Source organism: Paenibacillus sp. P3E (genome assembly GCF_001909045.1).
GTDB classification, from domain to species: Bacteria; Bacillota; Bacilli; order Paenibacillales; family Paenibacillaceae; genus Paenibacillus_AQ; species Paenibacillus_AQ helianthi.
This window is the reverse complement of the sequence record NZ_LVWH01000206.1, coordinates 15,252-36,769: the sequence shown is the minus strand read 5'-3', so window position 1 is coordinate 36,769 and position 21,518 is coordinate 15,252. Positions and strand designations below refer to the sequence as shown.

Here is a 21,518-nt window from a genome sequence, read left to right as displayed (position 1 = left end):
ACGTTATATAACGTTATATAAAAAGGAGAGAGTTAAATGAACGTAAATCAAGTTGTTCAAAGTATCCGTGAAAAAGTGGCTGAAGGAATTTCAGAGATCTATTTTGTAGCTTGCGGGGGTTCACTGGTTGATATGTACCCAGCCAAGTATTTTCTTGATAGTGAAGCGAAAAAGCTGGTAGCAGGACTATATACGGCGAATGAGTTTGTTCATGCGTTGCCTAAACGTCTGGGTGCGCAATCCGTAGTCATCGTTTGTTCTCATGGCGGAAATACGCCGGAATCGGTAGCTGCGGCGCAATCGGCCAAAGAGCATGGCTCCCACACCATTGGCTTAACCCACAACAAGGAAGCCGCGTTGCTGAATTACTCCGATTATTCCTTCCTGTATGAATGGGGAGATGACAGCAACGTCATCAACAATCCGATGGCAATCATTTTGGATCTCGCCGCTCAATTGCTGCATGTGGTCGAGGGCTATGCGCATGTTGAGGCTTTTCAAAAAGGCCTGGAAACAATCAACGGCATCATCAACCAGGGGAAAAAGCAGGTTGCTCCACGTGCCCGTGTTTTTGCTGATAAGTACCGCAATGAGGAGCTTTACTATATCTTGACGAGTGGAGCTTCGTACGGACATGCTTATGGTTTTGCTATCTGCTCTTTGATGGAGATGCAGTGGGTTCATGCTGCTGCTATTCACTCCGGTGAATTCTTCCATGGTCCTTTTGAAGTGACGGATAAAGAAACACCTTTTATCCTGATGATCAATGAGGGGCGCACCCGTGAGCTGGATGAACGAGCCCGGACATTCCTGAACCAGTATGCGGCGAAAGTCGAAGTGATTGATGCCAAAGAGCTTGGAATTGGTACGATTGCTGATGAAGTTGTAGAATTCTTTAATCCGGTATTATTCTACAGTATTATTTGTGTCTATCGCGAGGCTCTTGCCGATGTGAGAAATCATCCGCTGGAAACCCGACGCTATATGGGAAAAGTAGCCTACTAAACGGGAGGTACAACCATGAAAGTCTTAGGGATTGGCGATAACGTAGTAGACAAGTATGTTCATCAACGTACAATGTATCCCGGCGGCAATGCGCTCAATTTCAGTGTTTTTGCCAAAGGGGAAGGTGTAGAGGCGGCTTTTCTCGGGGTCTTTGGCGATGATGACGAAGCACAGCTTGTGGAGCATACACTGCAGCAGCTTGCGATCGATATCTCACATTGCAGGCATTTCAGCGGAGAGAACGGTTGTGCACGTGTAACGCTGGAGAATGGGGAACGGATATTCCTGGGCAGCAACGAAGGCGGAGTGACCAGACTTAATCCTATTCTACTGAGCGAAGCCGACAAAGAATATATCTGCGGGTTTGACATTATGCATACAGGGCTGTACAGCCACACCGGACATCTGCTTGCGGAGCTGAATGAACTGGGGGTTCCCCTCTCTTTTGATTTCTCCGATGACTTTGAGGACGAGCAGGTAGAACGGTATATCGGGAATGCGGATTTTGCTTTCTTTTCCTGCAGCCATATGACAGACGAAGAGACGCGGAATTATATTGAAGCCAAACGCAGAAGAGACGGCCAGATATTGGTGGCAACACGCGGCGGTGACAGATCCATTGCCTATGATGGGGCATCCTTTTATTATCAGACCCCGGAGCTTATTGAGGCCGTGGATACGATGGGAGCAGGAGATTCTTATATTACAGCCTTTTTAATCAGTATGATCAAGGATGGGAATATTCAAGCGGCCATGCAGGAGGGCTCCCGATTAGCGGCCAAGAGCTGTATGGTAGAAGGTTCCTTTGGATTCGGGGCCCGTTACTAATAACGGCAGCGTTCTGATCTTTGCTTGTGAATAAGAGAATCGTTTGTTATTCTAACCATAGAGTAATATAACGTTATATAACAAGTGAGGGTAAAGGATGTTAAATTCAGAAAAGGTAGAGCCCCTATATATACAATTGAAAAAAGCAGTCCAATCCGCCATTGCGAACGGAACCTTTAATCCCGGAGATAAAATCCCTACTGAAATTGAGCTTAGCGCGACTTACAATGTCAGCCGGATTACAGTAAGGAAAGCTATCGAGGAATTAGTGAGTGAAGGCTATCTGACGAAACGCCAGGGTAAGGGCACCTTTGTCAATGCGCTCAAGATTGGCCGCAAGATTGAGCATATTATCAGTTTCACGGCAGCCTGCAGTGCCAATGGAGTCTCTTCGCACAGCATCATTACCGAGAGGAAGAAGATTAGGGCCGACCAAGAAACCGCGGAGCGGCTGCAAATTCAGCAGGGTGAGCCGGTGCTCTATATTCAACGCAAAAGATATGCCGGTGAAAGACCGCTAATGCTGGAAAATAACTATTATCCGTTTGATCGGTTCTCATTTTTAATGGAAGAAAATCTGGAAGGCTCGGTGTATAATCTGCTGCGGGACCGTTATCAGATTGATCCCAACCAGCCGGGAGAGACGGTATTGCAAATTACCTTGGCCGATGAGCAGCAGGCTCAATTACTGGAGATTCCGATTGGCCAGCCATTGTTCTATATGAATACCATTATTTATGATCAGCACAGTCAGCCTGTTCATGTGGGCAAGCAGTATATCATCGGCGACCGTTATCAATTCACTTTGTAATTCATTCTGCTTCTTGCGGTAAGCGAGGAGCAGAAGGTTTTATATAACGTTATAAGTCGTATTATTATTCGGCAGAAAGGCGTTGAAATCATGGATGCAGCTGCACATGGTTTAGCAGATAGAGTCCTGTTGTCTAATGCAGTATTTACAGGAAAAGAAAATAGCGCTTCACCGGCATTTATTGCCCTGAAAGGTGAGTGTATCGTAGCGGTTGGCCACCCGGCAGAAGCGGAAAACTGGATTGGGCCTGCAACATTTGTTCACCATCTGAAGGATGCTTTCATTATGCCTGGCGTGCATGATAACCATGTGTTTTTTACCGGTTACATGTCTATGCACCGTGGTGTCGATCTGACAAATGCGGCTACGGTTGACGAAGCCTTGCAACTGCTTAAGCAAGAAGCAGAAAAAAGTCCTTCAGGTCAAAATGTATACGCTTACGGATGGAGCGGAGAGGATTGGGGACAGCCTCCGGAGCAAAGCTTATTGGATGAGGCCTTTCCTGAAAGGGTTAATCGCCATTAACCGGACAAAAAGTTATTGTTGGATGAATAAAACCGCCCAGCAGAAATATCAGTTTGCGCCGGATCAATGCAGTGCAGAATCACGTGCCCGTCTGCTGAATGACATGATGCAGGACAGGGCATTAGTCAGACAAGAGTTTTTGGACTTCGCCCAGATGCTTGCCAAGCGGGGCGTCACTTCTATAAAAGATATAGGCTTTGACAGGCACAGCGGTTTGCTGCCGGTCCTTGAAGAGCTGGAAGCAGCAGGGGAGCTGCCGCTGCGGGTTCATTTTGCGCTAGAACCTGTATTGCAGCCGATTGATATTCCTGCAGGGTTGCAGTACAAAGAGCAGTATCAAGGGGAGTTTCTTCGTTTTCAGGGATATAAGCTGATGATGGATGGTGTAGTAGCCGATCACACGGGAGATATGCTGGAGCCTTATGCTGATATGCCAGGTGTCACAACCTTGCGTCCCGTTGACTACGAAGCCATTGAAGCGGCTGTTCAAGCAGCGGACAGTTATGGAATAAAATGCTGTCTTACGGCTGAAGGGGATGCAGCGATCCGCAAGGCAGTAGACCTGATCGAAGGCTGTAACCGCAAGCGGGGAGAGCAGCGGATAAGACATTCAATCAGCGATTTGGAATATCCTCATCCTGATGATATTAAGCGAATGGGGGAAAATGGGATATTTGCCGAGGTATATGCTCAGATCCTGCTCTTAAATCCTTCCTACGAGGATGCTTACATGGCGGCCGTAGCCGGAAAAGAAAATGAAAGCCGGTTTTATAATTATAAGTCCATGCTTGAAGCCAATGTTCCGATTACGATTGGTACGGATTTACCGCTTTTCCTTACTAGTGTTCCTGATTCGCTATATGCGGCTTCTTATCGGTTGTTTCCTGATGGATCGCCGCCAGGAGGGTGGAATCCCGGGCAGGGAATGCCGGCATCTGAAGTCTTGAAGGCCTGGACTGTTAACGGTGCCAGACATTGCGGCATGGAAGAGTGTACAGGAACTCTGGAAGTCGGAAAAGCAGCTGATATAGCAGTATTTGACCGTAATCTACTGGATACAACAGCAACCGGGATTAGAGACACACATGTGATTTTGACAATTAGCGCGGGTAGAATCACCTATGATGCTTCCAGGAACGAGGGATAGAAATGGAAACGGCTAAACGTAAATTTAAATGGTCCCTTCCTCATAGTTATACATTGATTTTTCTGATTATAGTGGCAATTGCCGGTTTAACCTGGATTGTCCCGAGCGGCCAATTCGACCGGCAGGAGGTTATGGTGGGCGGGTCTTCCCGGACAGCCATTATCCCGGGAACCTATCATACCGTTCCCAAAATCAGTGAGCAAGGGGATTTGAGGCAAGGATTTGCCCAAATTGCCAGTGCGCCGATGGAAGGCATTATCAATGCTGCCGATGTTGTTGCCTTCGTCCTGATCGTAGGCGGAGCCTTTGGAATCATTCTGCAGACTGGGGCGATTGACCGAGCGCTGATGGCTTTAGCCGGCAGGCTCAAAACTAAAGGAATATTGTTGATTCCGATCGCCATGGTGATTTTCAGCCTGGGGGGTTCCACCTTTGGGATGAGTGAAGAGATCATTCCGCTGTACGCTATTTTTATCCCGCTGATGTTTGCCCTGGGCTTTGACTCCATGACGGCGATCCTCATCCTTTTCCTCGGAACACAGATCGGCTATGTCGGATCAACCGTCAATCCGTTCTCTGTATTGATTGCACAAGGTGTAGCAGGCGTGCAGGGTAATCCGCAGTTATGGCTGAGATTTATTGAATGGGTTGTTTTTACGGCGATCTCAATCGGTTTTACCATGTGGTATGCACATCGGGTGAAGAAGAACCCGGAGAGATCGGTAGTCTTCCAGAACGATATTCTTAACCGTCAGCATTTTATCAAGGATACCGATGGGATAGTCGTTAGTTTCTCGAACCGGGATAAACTCATTATTGGGGGCTTTATCGTCACCCTGGGGCTTATAGTATGGGGGATATTGAACAAAGGCTGGTATATGACTGAGATTGGTGCACTTTTCTTTGCACTTGGCATTTTTTCGGGTATTGTCACCCGGATGAACCAGAAGGAAATCGCCGAGAATTTTGTCAAAGGCTGTGGAGAATTTATCTACGCTGCTGTAATCATTGGCCTGGCCCGGGGAATTCTCGTCGTTGCAGAGAACGGGATGATTATCGATACTATTCTAAACGGGCTTGCAACTATGCTTGAGGGGTTGCCGAATTACTTATTCACCACCATCATGCTGATTGTTCATAATATTATAACGTTCCTGGTCCCTTCTTCATCGGGGGAAGCAGCTTTAACGATGCCTGTGCTTGCACCTTTAGGCGATCTTGTAGGCGTTAACCGCGAAGCGGTAGTAACCGCATATCAGTTCGGAAACGGATTGACGAATCTGATCTCTCCAACGGGCGGGGTATTGCTGGCAGGTCTGGCCATCGGTCGTATCAATTTTGGACAATGGCTGAAGGTGATTCTCAAGCTGTTTCCGATTCTCTGGCTGGTGGCGGCGGTTTTTGCTGCAATTTCCTCAGCTGTGGGCATGTAGTGAATAATATGAAGCAGGGGTGCCCCAAAGCATGACTTTGGGGCACCCCATGTTATTTTGAGCAGGATGGGCTTAAAGCGATGGACGCCGCCCTTTGCTGGTGTACTCTGCTCTTATTTACCGCTCCACAATGCAACACGGTCCTGCACAAATTTGGTATAGCCCTGTTCCATTTTTTTCACTCCGGCTTTGTCTAGATCTGCCATGTAGGCATCCCAGATTTTATCGAAGTCAGCCGGTTTGGCAAGAATGGCCTGAGGGATGCGCTTCCACGTAATGTCTCTCATTTTGTTGCCCAGAATGGAGACCTCATCCTCGCCCGGAATGGCGATGTTCCATGCGGCTCCATATGCTTTTTCCTTGAATTCTTCTTCTTTCGGGAAGAGATCCTTCCAGGTGGTGGCTTTGTAGGCCGTTAAGGTTTCCTTTTCAACGTCACTGTAGCCGAGCACCAGCTGTTCAGGGAAGTTCTTGGTGTAATAGTTGCCAGTCGAATCCTTGGCTCCGTCTCCATAGTGGACCATCATATTCCAATAGAAGCCGATGCCTGATTCCTTGGTGAATGCTGTATTGTCATTATTGATCCGGTCCTGAACATCGGCAGGAACCACCCGTTTGCCGTTCTCGACCTTATAATGCTTGCCTTCAATGCCCCAGTTATTCAGAATTTGTCCTTCGTCGGATGCAAGGTAGTCCAGGAACTTGATGGTGCGGACCGGATCAGGGTTGGTGCTGGAAATCGAGATCCCGTAACCGCCCATGAAGCCGGTAGGCCAGAAGCTGGTTTCTTTATATTCTTTCTTTAGCGTTACCGGATAGTGACCGTAGGTCTGCTCAAATTTGCCTGCTGTCTTCAGTGCCTGCTGGGCGTCATTGAAGTCCCAGTCCTGGTCAATCAGGCCAAGTACACGTCCGGTGGCGACTTTGGCTTTGTACTGGTCATACTTCTGCACAAAGCTTTCCTTGTCGAGCAGGCCGATGTCATTCATGTGGTTCAGCCAGCGGAAATATTCTTTCTCTTCCGGACGGCGGAAGTGGTAGATCGCTTCATGTGTTTCCTGATCAACATAGTATTCCCCGTCATCCGAGCCGCCCGTTGTGGACACGGCAGGGTTGGTTACAGAAATGTACATATGCCAGTCATCCGCGTTCAGGGAGACCCCGATGTTTTTGTTGCCGTTCTCATCGGTCGGATGCTTCTTCAGGTAGGCTTTGATCACATTTTCATAATCCGTAACCGTCTTCATCTCCGGATATCCGGCTTCCTTCACCACCCGGTGCTGCAGCTCGAATCCGCCGCCGGCCACGAATTTCTTCTCATCTACCGCTGCCCAGGTCGGGATGGCATAGATGGACTGGTCTTCATTGGTATACTTCGCCCGGGCGAGGTTGTCGCCGAGCACACGCTTGATGTTGGGCGCATATTTATCGATAAGTTCCGTCAGATCGATCACCGCTCCGGCATCGACCAGTTTGCCGATATCGGCTTTGGCGGAGATGATGTCGGGATATTCGCCGCCTGCTGCGATCAGGGCGATTTTTTGCTGCGGGTCGCCCACAGCAAATTCCGCATCGAGAGTAACGCCAGTTTTTTCCGTGATCTGTTTACTGACATCGTCCTTCATATTATTCCAGTTCGGATTCGGATCTTCTGCGAAGAAGGAGAGTGTGAGAGGGCTTAAATCTTCGGCTTTCGCCGTAGCCTCTGCAGTTGGACTGGCATTGCCTCCATTAGCAGCCTTAGTAGCCTCGGCGTTGTCTGCCGTATTCTTCTTATTGCCCGAACCACTGCAGCCTGCCAGCACACTGAGGAGCAAGGTCAAGACCATCAGCAGCACGTACGGTTTCACTTTCTTTCTTGTCATGAATAGAAACCCTCCCTTTTTCTCGTCAAAAATGTATTGTATACACAGGCAAAGCCTGATGATACCGCAAGCGGACTAGCTTTTTACTGAACCCAGCGTCATGCCCTTGACGAAGTAGCGCTGCAGAAACGGATAGATGACCAGGATAGGAACGGTAACCACGATCGTGATCGCCATTTTGACGGATTCAGGGGAAATTTGCGCCATCACCTCGGTCATATTGCGGCCGCGGAAATTATCCGCATTGGTGGTCGTGCTCTGGATGACCTTCATCAGCTCAAACTGCAGGGTAGTCAGCCCGTCCTTGGAACCGTTGTAGAGATAGGTGTCGAACCAGGCATTCCACTGGCCGACGGCCAGGAACAGGGCGATGGTCGCCAGCGCCGGTTTGGTCAGCGGAAGAATGACACGCCAGTAAATGGTGAAGTCATTGGCCCCGTCCAGCTTGGCGGATTCCTGCAAGGCGTAAGGCAGGCCATCGATAAAGGAACGGATGACGAATACATTGAATGCGCTGACAAGACCGGGGAGGACATATACGCCGAAGGTCCCCATCATATGCAGATTCTTGATCAGAATGTAGAAGGGAATCAGACCGCCCGAGACATACATTGTCAGTGCCAGAAAAGTAGAGACGAGCTTGCGTGCCTGAAAGTCCACACGGCTCAGGGTGAAAGCCAGCATAGAGGCGCTGACCAGTCCGAGGATCGTGCCGATGACTGTACGCAGAACGGAAATCTTGAGACCGGTCATCAGCCCGGAATAGGCAAAGATCGTCTCATAGTTCTTGAACGTAAACACGCGGGGAAAAACGGTAATCCCGCCTTTGATGCTGTCCGTAGAGTCGTTAAAAGAAATCGCCAGCACATTCAGAAAAGGATATAACGTGGCGATGGTCACCACGGTAATCGCAACATAGACTACCAAATCGAAGATGCGGTCCGACCAGGACGCGGTGGCCAGTTTATTATTCAGCATAAGGGCCTCCTAAATGATGCTTTCCTTGGTTATTTTTTTGAAAATACCGTTCGCGACGAAGAGCAGAATCACACTCACCACAGAGTTGAAGATGTTGATGGCTGTACCGAAGGAGAAGCGTCCCATGCCGAGCCCGTAGTTCAGTGCGTACAGGTCCAGTGTCTGGGAATAGTCACGCACCAGATTGTTGCCCAGCAGGAACTGCTTCTCGAACCCGATACTGATTAAGTGGCCGATGGAAATGATCAGCAGGATTACAATCGTCGTCCGGATACCCGGTAAGGTAATGTTCCGCACCTGCTGCAGCCGGCTGGCACCATCTACTCTTGCTGCTTCATACAGCTCCGGGCCGATGCCCGAGATGGCCGCGAGATAGATGATCGTGTTCCAGCCGGTTTCCTTCCAGACATCGGAAGCGGTGACGATGCCCCAGAACATGTTGCCTTTGGCCATGAATTGGATAGGTTCGCTAATCAGATGCAGACTCATCAGCAGGTCGTTCACCGCACCATTGTCGGTAGAGAGCATTTTGGTAATAATCCCGGCAGCAACCACCCAGGACACGAAGTGGGGCAGATAGGAGACCGTCTGTACAAAACGTTTCAGAAACATCAGCCGCAACTCGTTCAGGAGGACGGCGAAGATAATGGGAATAATGAATCCGGCCAGCAGGCCCATGATACTCATTGCCAGTGTGTTCCGGAGGGCGTTGAAGAACTGCTCATCCTGGAACAGCTCCTTGAAGTACTTCAGCCCGACCCATTTCTGCTCGAAAAAGGATTTACCCGGCTTATATTTCTGAAACGCCATCGTCCATCCCCACAAAGGCAGGTAGTTGAATACAAATGCCCAAAGCACAAACGGAACAGACATCATATAGAGATATTTCTGCTCCAGGAACTTTGGCCAAAAGCGTGAGGCAGGCTTCTTAGGCACCGGCTCGACTTTAGCGGTAATCGCTTTCATTTATGTCCCTCCTTCGATATGGCCTTATCATAATCCACGGGCAATCCGGGAAACACCCGAACATTTGATTTAAAAAACCGGGAGGAATCCGCTTTTTTCGTAAGCGTTTTCTGAAAAAAAGAGTTCATACAGAGCTTTTTCTGCGATAGTCGGAGGGGGAAACGCCTTCAACCTTCTTGAACTTTTCCCGGAAATAATCCACATCGCTGAAGCCGACTTCGCTTGCGGCCTGATGGATTTTACAGCCCTGGTCCAGCAGTTCCTTGGCTTTTTCGATGCGGACTTTGTCCAGATAGCTGTTGAAGGAGAGGCCCGTGCTGCTCTTGAAAAGCTTGCCCAGATAGGCGCTGCTGTAAGTGAACACTTCGGCCAGTGTATCCAGCTTCAGATTCTCATGGGAATGGCGGTGGATGAGGTCCAGCATCCGTTTCATTAAGACCTCCATATCGTCATGGGCTATTCCGCCTGCATATTGCTCCAGAAGATGTATGACATGCGCTTGCAGCCTGGACAGGGAGGTGTGCTTGTAGATTTGCTCAATTTGCTCATCCATTCCGCTATGCAGCTGGTCCAGCTCCCTGTAATGGAGTGAGAGCTTGTTGATCAGATAGGTGACCAGGCGTACATAACGCGATTTTATCGCCATTTCTGAATAACAGGCGGCGATCATCAGCTCTCCGGCTTCCCCGATCAGAGAGGATAGGACCTCACGGCTCCCGATATCCATGGCAAAAAACAGCCGTTCCATTACTGACGTGAGGCCGGATTCCACTTCCTCGCTGTTTACAGGCAGCCCTTGCTTCAGCTTGAGGGAGTCCGGTCCGATCATCCCCGGCTCATCGTAGAAAAAATGCTCCTTCATCCGGGCCAGCGCCGATTGGTGGGAGCGGGGGACTTCCTGCAGCGTGTCCACCATATCGCCCGCGGCTATGATACAGTCGAGCCCTTGGGCGGTTACAGCTTCCTGAATATTCTGGACCATCAGTTTGCGTACAAGCTCCTTCTGAAACGAAGGCTGCAGCAAAACGCCTAAATAAGAGTCCAGTGAGAAGACAATGCCCCACTCCTGTTCTTCGAAGCTGGCCGCAAGCCTCGTCTTGACAGCCGTTGAAGGGCCGTTGTCCGCGTGGTCCTGAAGCAGCAGCCGGATCAGGACGACCTGATAGGAATCCCAGAGCAGGCCGGATTCCAGCACCGATGCATCCATGGAGGGCGATGCCTGCGGGTTGTTCTCCATCAGCAGGGACTGGACCAGCATTTCCCGGCTCCATATTTTGACGGCGGCATGCTTCTTCCGGTGAACGACCCGTGCGGCAAGCTCTGCGGACAGAGTGGACAGATAACGATGCAGTTCATCCTCGTCCACCGGCTTCAGCAGATAATTGTCGATCCCGAAAGTCATTGCACGCTTGGCATAGCTGAAATCCGCATACCCGCTGAGGATGATGATGTGCATCTCCGGGTCATCTTCCCGCAGCTCCTGAATAAGCTCCAGGCCGTCTCTGCCGGGCATCCGGATATCGACAATCATCAGATCCGGGGAATAGAGCTCATATTTTTGCTTCGCTTCTATGGCGTTCGCTGCAGTATCAACGACCTGATAGCCCAGGCTCTCCCAATCCAGCAGTGCCGCAAGTCCCTCACGGATCGCCAGCTCATCATCCACAATCAGTACACTATACATAAGAATCTCTCCTCAGGGGAATCGCAAAGCTGATCTGCGTGCCGAAGCCGTTCTGGCTTGCCAGGGTCAGCCCGTATTCCGGGCCGTATGTCAGCTTGAGCCGCAAATGAATATTGCGCATCCCGATATTATTGGTTTCATAGTCATCCTTGTCCTTAAGCATCTCCCGGATTTCTTGCATCCGCTCTTTGGAAATGCCGGTTCCATTGTCTGAGACCTGGACTTTGAGCTGCTCGTCTTCAATACGGATATCCACCCGGACCATGCCGCCGTCGATCTGATCTTCCAGCCCGTGGACCACGCAGTTCTCCACCAGCGGCTGAATAATGAGCGGGGGAATCTGCACAAGGTTTGCGTTGGGATCTACGTGAAGCTCATAAGCGAGCCTGTCATCATAGCGGAATTTCTGGATAACCAGATAGCAGCCCACGGTTTCCAGCTCGCTTTGCAGGCTGATCATCCCGTTGCCGACCTCCAGGTTCTTGCGCATCATCTTCCCCAGCAGCCGCACAACCTGCGAAATATCGGCCTGTCCCCTGACATGGGCCTTCATCCGGATGGATTCCAGGGCATTGAACAGAAAATGGGGATTGATCTGGCTGGCCATCATTTTGAATTTGATCTCATTCTGCTTCAGCAGGGTGGCATTTCTTTGCCGGTTGGATTCCTGGACCTCACGCATCAGGTCGTTAATGTTCCGCACCATATGATTGAATTGTCTGGCCAGCTGGCCGATTTCATCTTTACCGTCAATCACAAGGGTGGCCTCCAGATTGCCGGACCCGACTTTGGAAATATGCTTGCTTAGGTGCAGCATCCGTCCCGTGAGCAGCCGCGAGAAATAGTAGATCAGCAGAACCGCCATAATTAATGCGGAGATAATCACTGAAGAAGCCAGCGAAATAATCCGGTTGGGCTCCCCGACAATACTTTCCACGGAGAAGATCGAGATGATGCGCAGGCTGTTCAGGCTTCCTCCCGGCTGCCAGTCATCAATCAGCATTTTGAAAGGTTTGCCGTCAATCGATACGTCATAGGGCCCTTGTCCGGCAGCGGATACGGCCTTGAAGTCAATATCATTCAGTGTTTTGCCGAGGGTATCCGTGCGGTTGGAGGCCACAATGTGATCGTTCTCGTCCACAATGAGGGTTTCAAAGGATTCCTGGTTCAGGATGCTGTTAAGTTTGTCCGTATTTACGTTCACAACCAGAACCCCGGAGGTCCGCTGCTTAAAAAAATCAACCTTGCGGATCAGGCTGAGATAATTTTGGCCATCACGGGTATCGAGAATATAATTCCAGCAGACGAGCCCCTTCTGGGCCATCGCGATTTGGTACCAGGGCTCCTGTGTGACCTGCTCATCCGCCTGTAGAAACTCCCAGTTGTCCAGAACCGTCGGGTTATCGATATACAGGCGGATACTGGAGATTTCACGGTACAGCCGGACGAATTCACGAAAATCGGGGTAGTTCCAGTAGGCTTGCACCACATCGTATACTGACACGTACCGGTGGTTGGCGGCCTCCTCCAAGCGGCTGTCATTGGACAGACGGTAAGCGATGTCGAGGGGGACATTCAGCATTTCGCCGGTCCGTTTCTTCACCCGGTCTACATTGGCTGTAATCTGTTTCAGGGCATTGCCCATCGCCATATTCCGCAGCTCACTCGTCAGGAACACCCCCACAATCAATACCGGAACCAGCGCGACACAGCCAAAGGACAAGAATAGCTTGGTTCTGAGCCGCAAATTGTTCATCAGGGTAATGATACGGGCATACAAGAAAATAACACCTCCATCTTTATGGTTGATAACGCTTACACGAAAGTATAACGTGAAATGCAATCCCAATATATGTAACCATTTATGCATTTATTGTCCTTAGTTATGATCTTTATGTAAAAAAACAGGACAACGGGTCTCATTTCCCGTTGTCCTGTTTCTAGCTGTGTTGCAGAACGCTTTCCAACTGTACAAATTTTCTGAATATTGCTTAGTTGCTGCGCTGCAGGCTTTGACCATTCGTGGCGATGACATCCTTATACCAGTGGAAGGATTTCTTGCGGTATCGCTCCAAGGTGCCTGAGCCATCATCGTGACGGTCAACAAATATGAACCCGTATCGCTTGCTCATCTGGGCTGTAGAGGCGCTGACCAGGTCAATGCAGCCCCACGATGTATATCCCATGACTTCAATGCCATCTTCAATGGCTTCACCTACCTGAACCAGGTGATCGTTCAAATATTGAATCCGGTAATCATCCTCGACCGTCGGTACGCCATCTTCACCCGTAACCAGCTTGTCCACGGCGCCCAGTCCATTCTCTACAACAAACAACGGCTTCTGATACCGGTCATGGAACATATTCATGACATAGCGCAGGCCCTGCGGATCAATCTGCCAGCCCCATTCACTGGCCTTCAGATATGGATTGGCCACACCGCTGAACAGATTGCCTTCCAATTCCGCACGTTTGCTGCTATCCGCTGTTTCACAGAGGCTCACATAATAGCTGAAGGAGATGAAATCCACCGTGTGCTTCAGAATATCAGCATCTCCCGGCTCCATATGAATCTCAATGCCATTCTCTCTGAAGAAACGTTTCATATAGCCAGGATAGATGCCTCGTGCATGTACATCGGCAAAGAAATAGTTCTTGTGCTCGGCTTCCATGACTGCAATCACATCATCCGGATTCGGTGTAAGCGGATAGGTCGGCATACTCAGCACCATACAGCCGATTTTGGCCTCGGGATTAATCTCATGACCCATCTTTACCGCCAGGGCGCTGGCAATGAATTCGTGATGTATAGCCTGGTAGAGGTCCTGCTTGCTAAGCTCCTTCTTCGGAGTATAGATCCCGCCGCTCATGAACGGCTCTTCCAGAATCGAGTTGATCTCGTTGAAGGTCAGCCAATATTTCACTTTATCCTTGTAACGGGTGAACACTGTTCTTGCATAACGCTCATAAAATCCCACCAGCTTGCGGTTGACCCAGCCGTCATATTGCTTAGACAAATGCAGAGGTGTTTCATAATGGGAGAGGGTGACCAGTGGTTCAATGCCATATTTATGGAGTTCGTCGAACAGGTCGTCATAGAACTGCAGCCCCTGTTCATTCGGCTCGGTTTCATCGCCATTCGGGAAGATCCGTGACCAGGCAATGGAGGTGCGGAACACCTTGAAGCCCATTTCGGCAAAGAGCCGGATGTCTTCCTTATACCGGTGGTAGAAATCTATGCCGGTGAGCTTCAGATTATCTTCGGTAGGCACCTTCGTAACCGGGCCTTTGATGCCTTGCGGAGCCACATCCTGGGTAGACCAGCCTTTGCCGTCTTCTTGATACGCACCTTCACACTGGTTCGCGGCTACGGAGCCGCCCCACATAAATCTGTCCGGAAATTGTACACTCATTTGAGATCCCGCCTTTGATAGGGTATTGGATGATTTATGGTAAGCTAATATTGTTTCCTTCAGGTTGAATGCTAACCGTTGTAACGCGTTACATGTCAAGTGTTATTTTGAAAAGATTATGGGTGTAAGGAGATAGATCATGTCGAATCTGGATCAAATTGCGAAGCTGGCAGGCTTCTCCAAAGCAACAGTCTCTAGGGTTCTGAATAACTCCCCTCATGTCAGTCCGGAGACAAGGGATACCATTCTGGCCATTATGAAGCAGCTGGATTACGTTCCAAACGGCAATGCCGTCTCCTTGTCGAAAGGGCGAACCCTGCAGATCGGCATGTGTGCGGAGGGGATCAACGAAGCGATGCTGCCTTTTCTGAACAGCTTTGTGGAGACGGCCAGCCAGAACGGTTATCAGACCATTGTCTATACCTCGGGCGGAGATGCGAAGCAAGAACTGAAGGCCTTTGAGGATCTGCGGAGAAAAAGAGTGGATGCGCTGGTCATTATTACTTGTGTCAACGATCATGCCCTGTTAGGCTCTTATTGCAAATACGGCCCGATTGTCTCCTGGCAGCGGATGGAGCTTCCAGAGATCCGCTCGGTCGCCATGAACCAATATGACGGGTACAAGCTGGGTGTGGAGCATGTCATTGAACAAGGGTGCACCCGTATTGCTAACGCGCTTGGCCGGCCTAGCAGCATGAATACGCTCAGCCGGCTGGAGGCGTATGAGGAGATGATGAAGAAGCACCATCTTCCTATACGGCACGAATGGTCGCTTACCGGCATCTATTCGATCCGCGATGGAGAGCGGGTGGTCCGGGAATTGCTGCTTGGCGGCGGAGAACGTCCGGATGCCGTGCTGTGCGCCAACGATCTGGTGGCGGCCGGGCTCTTGAATGAAGCACGCAGGCAGCGGATCAGGGTCCCGGAAGACTTGGCGATTGTCGGCTTTGACAATACGGAGCTCGCGCATACGCTGGGGATCACCTCTATTGACAACCCCATTGCCGCCCAGGCGCAGAACGCCTTTTATCTGCTGCTGGGGAAGCTGAACCAAGCAGAGTCCGTGCAGCAGAAGCTGCAGTTCAGTCTGGTCAAGCGGGTGACTACCTGAGTTTGATCGTGGGGTTGCTGCGGGGCGAGTTCTTTTATAATTCCCAAAGATGAGATGGGCCATTTAAACGGTCTGCCTCATCTTTCTTTTTATTTCTTTACGAGGAAACTATGCCATGACAAAAAAGCAGGAATAACTTGGGAGCTTCAGATGTTATTTTGCGAAAAATTCACCTTCTCCGGTTGATCTGCTGATCCGCCCCCATATCGGATCTCCTGTCCGCATCATCGCAGATTTATAAGGTATGGACCACGTAAAGTGCTCACAGAGGAGTCGGGCGAAATGCGCCCAGCGCTTCAAGAACGGCAGAAATGCCGTTCTTGAAGCGCCGGGGGCCGGTTGCTCTTAACAACCTTGCCCTATCAGCCCCAAGGAATCCCAGCGTTGCTGAAGATTTGTTTCAATTGCCGTTCTTTCGCTTCGTTCCATGGGGTTGCCGGGGCATGGCTGAAGACAGGAACCGGAACACCCGAGAGACGCACTGCTTCTTTGATTGACGGGATAAAGGGATCATCCAGCGTATACAGCGGCGGAATCTGAATCACTCTCCGGTGGTATTCAAGCACCGCTGACAAGTCATTATTCTGAAAGCTCTTATATAAGCCCAGCATAAGCTGCGGAGCAAAATTGGCACTGGCTGCAATCGCCCCGGCTCCGCCTGCCGCCAGGGTGGGCAGCAAATATTCATCAAAGCCGCAGAACACAGCAAATGCCGGATTCACTTCCTTAACCTGCAGAATCATCTGCCGGATATGGCTTAGCTGGTCCACCGTTTCCTTGATGCCAACCACCTGGGAGTAACGGGCCGCAAGTTGGCTGACAAAGGCAGGACTCAAATCCTGGCCGGTAAGTGCCGGGAAATTGTACAGCATCAGAGGCAGCCCGGAGGCTTCGGCAATAGAGGCATAATGTGTAAACAAACTTTGCCCGCTTAGCTTACAGTAGTAAGGATTGATAACGACAACGCCGGTAGCCCCGCTGCGGTCAGCATGCCGGGTGAGGCGGATGGCTTCGGAGGTCGTATTGCTGCCTGTTCCAATCCAGACCGGGAGGCGGCCTGCCGTATAGTCAATGCAAAACTCCGCAATCTCCTCCCGTTCCCCCGCATCAAATTGGTTGAACTCCCCGGCGGTTCCCAGGAAGAACAAGCCATGAACACCTTTGTCGATCAAGCTGTCGATCAGAAGCTGCATTCCAGAACGGTCAAATTTCTGCTTTTCATTCAATATGGTGGGAACAGGGGGGATAATGCCTGCATTTGCATGAATAATATTCATTTTATTTCGCCTCCAGGTTTGATACTATAAACACAAGGTTATTATATTGAACCTGATGGGGTTTATCAATTGTTGTTTTATAGAGAGGGGATGGATGGGTTGGAGCGTAAATATTGGGTTCCTGCTTTGGAACGGGCCGATTTGATTCTGAATGCGATTTCCCTGAAGCCGGGGGAATGTAAAATGACCGATCTGTGCGATGCAACGGGTATCAATAAAAGCTCGATGTTTTCCTTGCTGCGGACGATGGAAGTTCTGAAATGGGTGAGACGGGATGAGAAGGAAGCCTATGCGCTCGGGGAAGGGGTCGCGTATCTCAATACAGTGTTCAATGAGTCGCATAAGCAGAATTACAACCTGGTGGAGCATTTTCTGAAGGCTTCCTCAGAGAGTGTTAAGGCTGTTGGCGAAACCTTTCAGCTGTCGGTACTGGACCGGAGTGAGATTATCTATCTGGCCAAGCAGGAAGGGCCATCGCTGGTGAAGCTGGAGTCTAGCCCGGGGATGAGGTTTCCCGCTCATGCGACAGCAATGGGGAAAATGATGCTTGCGCTGCTGCCGCCGGATGAGTTAGACAAGCGGTACCCCGACAAGATCTTATCTCAGGTCACGCCACAGACCCTGACAGACTGGAATGAATTTACGGGGGAATTGGCCGAAATCCGCAGCAGCGGTTATTCCGTAGATCAGGAAGAGATTATTCAAGGGATCTGCTGTGTGGCTGCGCCTATCCTCGATGCTTCCGGGAATGCGGCAGCAGCAGTAAGCGCCTCCATGCTGCGACATGCGTATGCCGATAAACAGGAAGCTGTCACTGAAGCGGTTATCCTTTTGGCAAAGAAGCTGTCTTTATCTTAATACCGGACATCCAAACAAGAAGAAAGAAGGGTTCAGAATGGAAATAAGCCTGGAAGACATCATGCGTGAGGCACCGGAACAGTCAGCACCTGTACATACAGCTGCGGCAGGGCCGCTAGGCAGACTCCCTATAACGGGGGAAATGCTGCGAAGTGCCCCAAGCGGTGAAATATTCGGAATGACCCAGAATTCGGGCATGGGCTGGAATCCGCTCCATTTGAATCGGCCTCCATATCTCATCCTGGGCACGATGGGGGGGATTCGGCGCGAGGATGGCAGTCCGCTGGCTCTTGGCTACCATACCGGGCACTGGGAAATTGGCCTAATGATGGAGGAAGTTGCACATGAGATTACTGCACATCAGGGGATTCCTTTTGCGGGTTATGTCAGCGATCCCTGCGACGGCCGTTCCCAGGGAACGTCGGGCATGTTCGATTCCCTGCCGTACCGGAACGATGCGGCGATGGTGCTGCGCCGGTTGATCCGTTCTTTGCCTACACGAAAAGGGGTACTGGGGGTAGCTACCTGCGATAAAGGGTTACCTGCGATGATGCTTGCGCTGGCAGGCCTGCGGGATCTTCCCGGAATAATTGTACCCGGGGGAGTCTCTTTGCCTCCTGTTCAGGGAGAGGATGCCGGTAAAGTACAGAGCATCGGAGCCAGATTCAGCAATGGAGAGCTGTCCCTGGAAGAGGCGGCGGACCTCGGATGCAGAGCCTGCGCAACACCCGGCGGCGGATGCCAGTTTCTGGGGACTGCCGCGACGGCCCAGGTAATTGCCGAGGCGCTCGGCATGTCGGTCCCGCATTCTGCGCTGGCCCCCTCGGGGCAGCCTGTGTGGAAGAATATGGGTCGCCAGTCTGCCCGTGCGCTTTTGCATATGGAGCATAGCGGGATGGTCATGAAGGATATTCTGACAGACCAGGCGATCAGCAATGCCATGGTGGTTCATGCGGCGTTCGGAGGATCCACCAATCTGCTGCTCCATTTGCCTGCCATCGCCCATGCCGCCGGGCTGCGCGTTCCAAGCGTTGAAGATTGGAATGAAGTCAATCGAAAGACCCCGCGTCTGGTCAGTGTGCTGCCGAACGGACCTGTTCCGCATCCGACGATCCGCGTGTTTCTCGCGGGAGGTGTTCCTGAGGTGATGCTCCATCTGCGCCGGCTGGGACTGATTGACGATTCGGTTCGAACGGTAACAGGAAGGACGCTTGGAGAAAATCTGGACTGGTGGGAAACCTCGCAGAGACGCCAGGATATGCGAAGCCGTTTGAGAGAGGCGGATGGCATTGATCCGGATACTGTTATTATGAGTCCCCAGGAGGCTGCACGGCAGGGACTTGCCTCCACAATGACTTTTCCGACAGGCAATCTGGCTCCAGAAGGCTCGGTCATCAAATCTGCAGCTATTGATCCCTTGGTTCTGAACAGTGAAGGCGTATACAGGCATGTGGGGAGAGTAAAGGTCTTTACTGCGGAAAAGGACGCGATCAAGAGCATCAAGGACGGACTCATCCACGCAGGGGATATTCTTGCCGTCATTGGCCGCGGACCCAGTGGAACCGGAATGGAGGAGACCTACCAATTGACATCCGCACTGAAGCACTTGCCCTTTGGCAAGCACGTTACACTGATCACCGACGCCCGCTTTTCCGGTGTATCCACGGGGGCCTGCATCGGACATATCGGTCCGGAAGCGCTGGCGGGAGGACCGCTTGGCAGACTCCGGGATGGCGACTGGGTAGAGGTCATTATCGATACAGTCAAGCTTGAAGGAAGTGTGAATCTGGTAGGGGATGGCGAACAGCCGGGCTCACCGGAAGAAGGAGTGGAGATTCTGGCTTCCCGGACCGCCCATCCGTTCCTTGCTGTCGATCCGGGGTTGCCGGACGATACCAGACTGTGGGCAGCGCTGCAGGCCGCCAGTGGCGGAACCTGGCAAGGTTGTGTGTATGATACCGACAAAATCATTGCCGCCCTCGAAGCAGGCCGGCAGGCATTGGGGTGGAAATGATGAACAGAAATCTGATTCAGAATCCGATTCTCACCGGGTTTCATCCAGACCCGTCTATCTGCAGAGCCGGGGAGGATTATTATATTGCCACATCTACATTTGAATGGTTTCCCGGTGTGCGTATTCACCATTCCCGTGATCTGGTGAATTGGCGGGTGCTCACCCATGCGCTGACCCGCAAATCGCAGCTGGATATGGAAGGAGACCTGGACTCTGGGGGAGTATGGGCACCGTGTCTTAGCTACGACAATGGAATCTTTTATCTGATATATACCGACGTCAAGAGCAGACAGGGAGCCTTCAAAGATACTCCCAATTATCTGGTTACCGCCCCGGATATCGAAGGTCCCTGGTCTGAGCCGGTCTATCTGAACAGCAGCGGCTTTGATCCGTCCCTGTTCCATGATACAGACGGGCGTAAATGGCTGGTTAATATGCTGTGGGATCACCGGACACACAAGAACAGCTTTGCCGGAATTGTTCTACAGGAGTATTCGACAGCGCTGAAACGGCTGATCGGGCCGGTAATTCCTATCTATAAGGGTACAGAGCTCGGGTTGACGGAAGGCCCTCATTTGTACCGGAAAGACGGCTGGTATTACCTGATTACGGCTGAGGGGGGCACTCAGTATAACCATGCTGTCACAGTTGCCCGGTCACGGAATATGGAAGGACCCTATGAAACCGATCCCCGCAATCCGGTGTTGACTTCAGCAGGCAACAGGGACCTGGAGCTTCAAAAGGCAGGGCATGCCTGTCTGGTCCATACGCATACAGATGAATGGTATATGGTTCACTTGTGCGGCCGTCCGGTGAAGGAGAAGTACTGCAATTTGGGCCGGGAGACAGCGATTCAACGCTGTATCTTCACAGAAGATGAATGGCTGGCCCTTGCGGATGGAACGAACCAGCCCTCCCTTACAGTGGAAGGCCCGGATATTCCGGCTCAGCCCTTTCTGTCACCTGCGGAGAGAGATGATTTTGACAAGCCGGTGCTGGATATCCGCTGGAGCACCTTGCGTGTTCCTGTCGATGAATCCTGGCTCTCGCTCAGGGAACGGCCAGGGTTTCTGCGCTTGTTGGGAAGAGAGTCCATGAGCTCCCTGCACCGCCAGAGTCTGGTTGCCATGCGCCAGCAGGCTTTTTGCTGCAGTGCTGAAACCGGGATGGAATTCGAGCCGGAGCATTTCCAGCAGATGGCCGGTCTGATCATCTATTATGATACGAAGGATTACGTGTATTTACGGATTACCCATGATGAGGAACTGGGCAAGTGTCTGGGCATCGTCCGATCTATGGACGGCGTTTACGATGATTCTGTTTGTGCGCAGATTCCTTTGCTGCCTGGAGCAAGCTGCCGGCTGAAGGTAATCATCCTACGGGAGTCCGCTCAGTTTTATTACAGTGCAGGCAATACAAGCTGGGAGAAAATCGGCCCAAGCCTGGATATATGTCATTTGTCCGATGATTTCCCGGCGTATATCAGGTTTACGGGAACTTTTATCGGAATGTGCGTTCAAGACCTCAGCGGAAACTTTCAAGCTGCGGATTTTGATTATTTCGAGTACAAGGAGATTTCAGGGGATTAAGTATCCTTCCCGCC

The 21,518-nt window shown here is 51.0% G+C and carries 17 protein-coding genes; 10 read left to right on the top strand and 7 right to left on the bottom strand.

All coding sequences use genetic code 11. The features are described from left to right. Nucleotides 1–36 precede the first annotated feature (36 nt). The 6 genes from A3842_RS25855 (at nucleotide 37) to A3842_RS25835 (ending at nucleotide 5,749) form a co-directional block, all read left to right on the top strand. Nucleotides 37–1,005 carry an SIS domain-containing protein gene (locus A3842_RS25855; protein WP_074085503.1) on the top strand — a complete coding sequence of 323 codons (969 nt, stop codon included), beginning with the start codon at nucleotides 37–39 and terminating at the stop codon, nucleotides 1,003–1,005. A gap of 15 nt (nucleotides 1,006–1,020) precedes the next feature. Continuing rightward, entirely contained in the window at nucleotides 1,021–1,833 is an 813-nt protein-coding gene (locus tag A3842_RS25850) for a fructoselysine 6-kinase (RefSeq protein WP_074103225.1), read from the top strand. Between the two features lie 136 nt (nucleotides 1,834–1,969). Further along, nucleotides 1,970–2,644, top strand: a complete 675-nt coding sequence (locus A3842_RS25845; protein WP_256701865.1) for a GntR family transcriptional regulator — start codon at nucleotides 1,970–1,972, stop codon at nucleotides 2,642–2,644. A gap of 90 nt (nucleotides 2,645–2,734) precedes the next feature. After that, nucleotides 2,735–3,169 carry an amidohydrolase family protein gene (locus tag A3842_RS33485; protein WP_178382413.1) on the top strand — a complete coding sequence of 145 codons (435 nt, stop codon included), beginning with the start codon at nucleotides 2,735–2,737 and terminating at the stop codon, nucleotides 3,167–3,169. 22 nt (nucleotides 3,170–3,191) lie between these two features. Next, complete coding sequence (locus tag A3842_RS25840) at nucleotides 3,192–4,316, top strand: amidohydrolase (RefSeq protein ID WP_178382412.1); 1,125 nt, start codon at nucleotides 3,192–3,194, stop codon at nucleotides 4,314–4,316. A gap of 2 nt (nucleotides 4,317–4,318) precedes the next feature. Continuing rightward, nucleotides 4,319–5,749 (top strand): YfcC family protein, encoded by a 1,431-nt coding sequence (locus A3842_RS25835; protein ID WP_074103224.1) that lies wholly within the window; start codon nucleotides 4,319–4,321, stop codon nucleotides 5,747–5,749. Between the two features lie 113 nt (nucleotides 5,750–5,862). Here the strand turns inward: A3842_RS25835 and A3842_RS25830 are convergent, their stop codons facing one another. From A3842_RS25830 to A3842_RS25805, 6 genes are all read right to left on the bottom strand, one after another. Next, nucleotides 5,863–7,614 carry an ABC transporter substrate-binding protein gene (locus A3842_RS25830; RefSeq protein WP_074103223.1) on the bottom strand — a complete coding sequence of 584 codons (1,752 nt, stop codon included), beginning with the start codon at nucleotides 7,612–7,614 and terminating at the stop codon, nucleotides 5,863–5,865. A gap of 75 nt (nucleotides 7,615–7,689) precedes the next feature. After that, nucleotides 7,690–8,592: a carbohydrate ABC transporter permease gene (locus A3842_RS25825; RefSeq protein WP_074103222.1), complete on the bottom strand. Its 903-nt coding sequence runs from the start codon at nucleotides 8,590–8,592 to the stop codon at nucleotides 7,690–7,692. Between the two features lie 9 nt (nucleotides 8,593–8,601). Beyond that, complete coding sequence (locus A3842_RS25820; RefSeq protein ID WP_074085496.1) at nucleotides 8,602–9,558, bottom strand: ABC transporter permease; 957 nt, start codon at nucleotides 9,556–9,558, stop codon at nucleotides 8,602–8,604. Nucleotides 9,559–9,682: 124 nt separating this feature from the next. Beyond that, nucleotides 9,683–11,242, bottom strand: a complete 1,560-nt coding sequence (locus A3842_RS25815) for a response regulator transcription factor (protein WP_074103221.1) — start codon at nucleotides 11,240–11,242, stop codon at nucleotides 9,683–9,685. Next, nucleotides 11,235–13,022: a sensor histidine kinase gene (locus tag A3842_RS25810; RefSeq protein WP_074103220.1), complete on the bottom strand. Its 1,788-nt coding sequence runs from the start codon at nucleotides 13,020–13,022 to the stop codon at nucleotides 11,235–11,237. The genes A3842_RS25815 and A3842_RS25810 overlap by 8 nt, the downstream gene beginning before the upstream one ends. Before the next feature lie 211 nt (nucleotides 13,023–13,233). Then, nucleotides 13,234–14,655, bottom strand: a complete 1,422-nt coding sequence (locus A3842_RS25805; RefSeq protein ID WP_074103219.1) for a glycoside hydrolase family 1 protein — start codon at nucleotides 14,653–14,655, stop codon at nucleotides 13,234–13,236. A 139-nt stretch (nucleotides 14,656–14,794) separates the two neighbouring features. Here A3842_RS25805 and A3842_RS25800 point away from each other — a divergent pair, with 139 nt between their 5' ends. After that, a complete protein-coding gene (locus A3842_RS25800) occupies nucleotides 14,795–15,766 on the top strand; it encodes a LacI family DNA-binding transcriptional regulator (RefSeq protein WP_074103218.1) in 972 nt (323 codons plus the stop codon). Between the two features lie 362 nt (nucleotides 15,767–16,128). Here A3842_RS25800 and A3842_RS25795 read toward each other — a convergent pair whose 3' ends face one another. Next, nucleotides 16,129–17,043 (bottom strand): dihydrodipicolinate synthase family protein, encoded by a 915-nt coding sequence (locus A3842_RS25795; RefSeq protein ID WP_074103217.1) that lies wholly within the window; start codon nucleotides 17,041–17,043, stop codon nucleotides 16,129–16,131. A 99-nt stretch (nucleotides 17,044–17,142) separates the two neighbouring features. Between A3842_RS25795 and A3842_RS25790 the strand changes: the two genes are divergently transcribed. From A3842_RS25790 to A3842_RS25780, 3 genes are read left to right on the top strand one after another with little or no spacing between them, the layout of a single operon-like run. Continuing rightward, nucleotides 17,143–17,901, top strand: coding sequence for an IclR family transcriptional regulator (locus A3842_RS25790; RefSeq protein WP_074103216.1), 759 nt, complete (start codon nucleotides 17,143–17,145; stop codon nucleotides 17,899–17,901). Nucleotides 17,902–17,938: 37 nt separating this feature from the next. Next, nucleotides 17,939–19,915: a YjhG/YagF family D-xylonate dehydratase gene (locus A3842_RS25785; RefSeq protein ID WP_083609738.1), complete on the top strand. Its 1,977-nt coding sequence runs from the start codon at nucleotides 17,939–17,941 to the stop codon at nucleotides 19,913–19,915. Beyond that, nucleotides 19,915–21,504 (top strand): glycoside hydrolase family 43 protein, encoded by a 1,590-nt coding sequence (locus A3842_RS25780; protein ID WP_074103215.1) that lies wholly within the window; start codon nucleotides 19,915–19,917, stop codon nucleotides 21,502–21,504. The genes A3842_RS25785 and A3842_RS25780 overlap by 1 nt, the downstream gene beginning before the upstream one ends. The last annotated feature ends 14 nt before the right edge of the window (nucleotides 21,505–21,518 follow it).

Excerpts from the sequence above, each read along its gene's own strand:
- A3842_RS25855 (WP_074085503.1), top strand. The coding sequence starts at position 37 with ATGAACGTAAATCAAGTTGTTCAAAGTATCCGTGAAAAAGTGGCTGAA.
- A3842_RS25850 (WP_074103225.1), top strand. The coding sequence starts at position 1,021 with ATGAAAGTCTTAGGGATTGGCGATAACGTAGTAGACAAGTATGTTCAT.
- A3842_RS33485 (WP_178382413.1), top strand. The coding sequence starts at position 2,735 with ATGGATGCAGCTGCACATGGTTTAGCAGATAGAGTCCTGTTGTCTAAT.
- A3842_RS25840 (WP_178382412.1), top strand. The coding sequence starts at position 3,192 with ATGAATAAAACCGCCCAGCAGAAATATCAGTTTGCGCCGGATCAATGC.
- A3842_RS25835 (WP_074103224.1), top strand. The coding sequence starts at position 4,319 with ATGGAAACGGCTAAACGTAAATTTAAATGGTCCCTTCCTCATAGTTAT.
- A3842_RS25830 (WP_074103223.1), bottom strand. The coding sequence starts at position 7,614 with ATGACAAGAAAGAAAGTGAAACCGTACGTGCTGCTGATGGTCTTGACC.
- A3842_RS25825 (WP_074103222.1), bottom strand. The coding sequence starts at position 8,592 with ATGCTGAATAATAAACTGGCCACCGCGTCCTGGTCGGACCGCATCTTC.
- A3842_RS25820 (WP_074085496.1), bottom strand. The coding sequence starts at position 9,558 with ATGAAAGCGATTACCGCTAAAGTCGAGCCGGTGCCTAAGAAGCCTGCC.
- A3842_RS25815 (WP_074103221.1), bottom strand. The coding sequence starts at position 11,242 with ATGTATAGTGTACTGATTGTGGATGATGAGCTGGCGATCCGTGAGGGA.
- A3842_RS25805 (WP_074103219.1), bottom strand. The coding sequence starts at position 14,655 with ATGAGTGTACAATTTCCGGACAGATTTATGTGGGGCGGCTCCGTAGCC.
- A3842_RS25800 (WP_074103218.1), top strand. The coding sequence starts at position 14,795 with ATGTCGAATCTGGATCAAATTGCGAAGCTGGCAGGCTTCTCCAAAGCA.
- A3842_RS25795 (WP_074103217.1), bottom strand. The coding sequence starts at position 17,043 with ATGAATATTATTCATGCAAATGCAGGCATTATCCCCCCTGTTCCCACC.
- A3842_RS25785 (WP_083609738.1), top strand. The coding sequence starts at position 17,939 with ATGGAAATAAGCCTGGAAGACATCATGCGTGAGGCACCGGAACAGTCA.
- A3842_RS25780 (WP_074103215.1), top strand. The coding sequence starts at position 19,915 with ATGAACAGAAATCTGATTCAGAATCCGATTCTCACCGGGTTTCATCCA.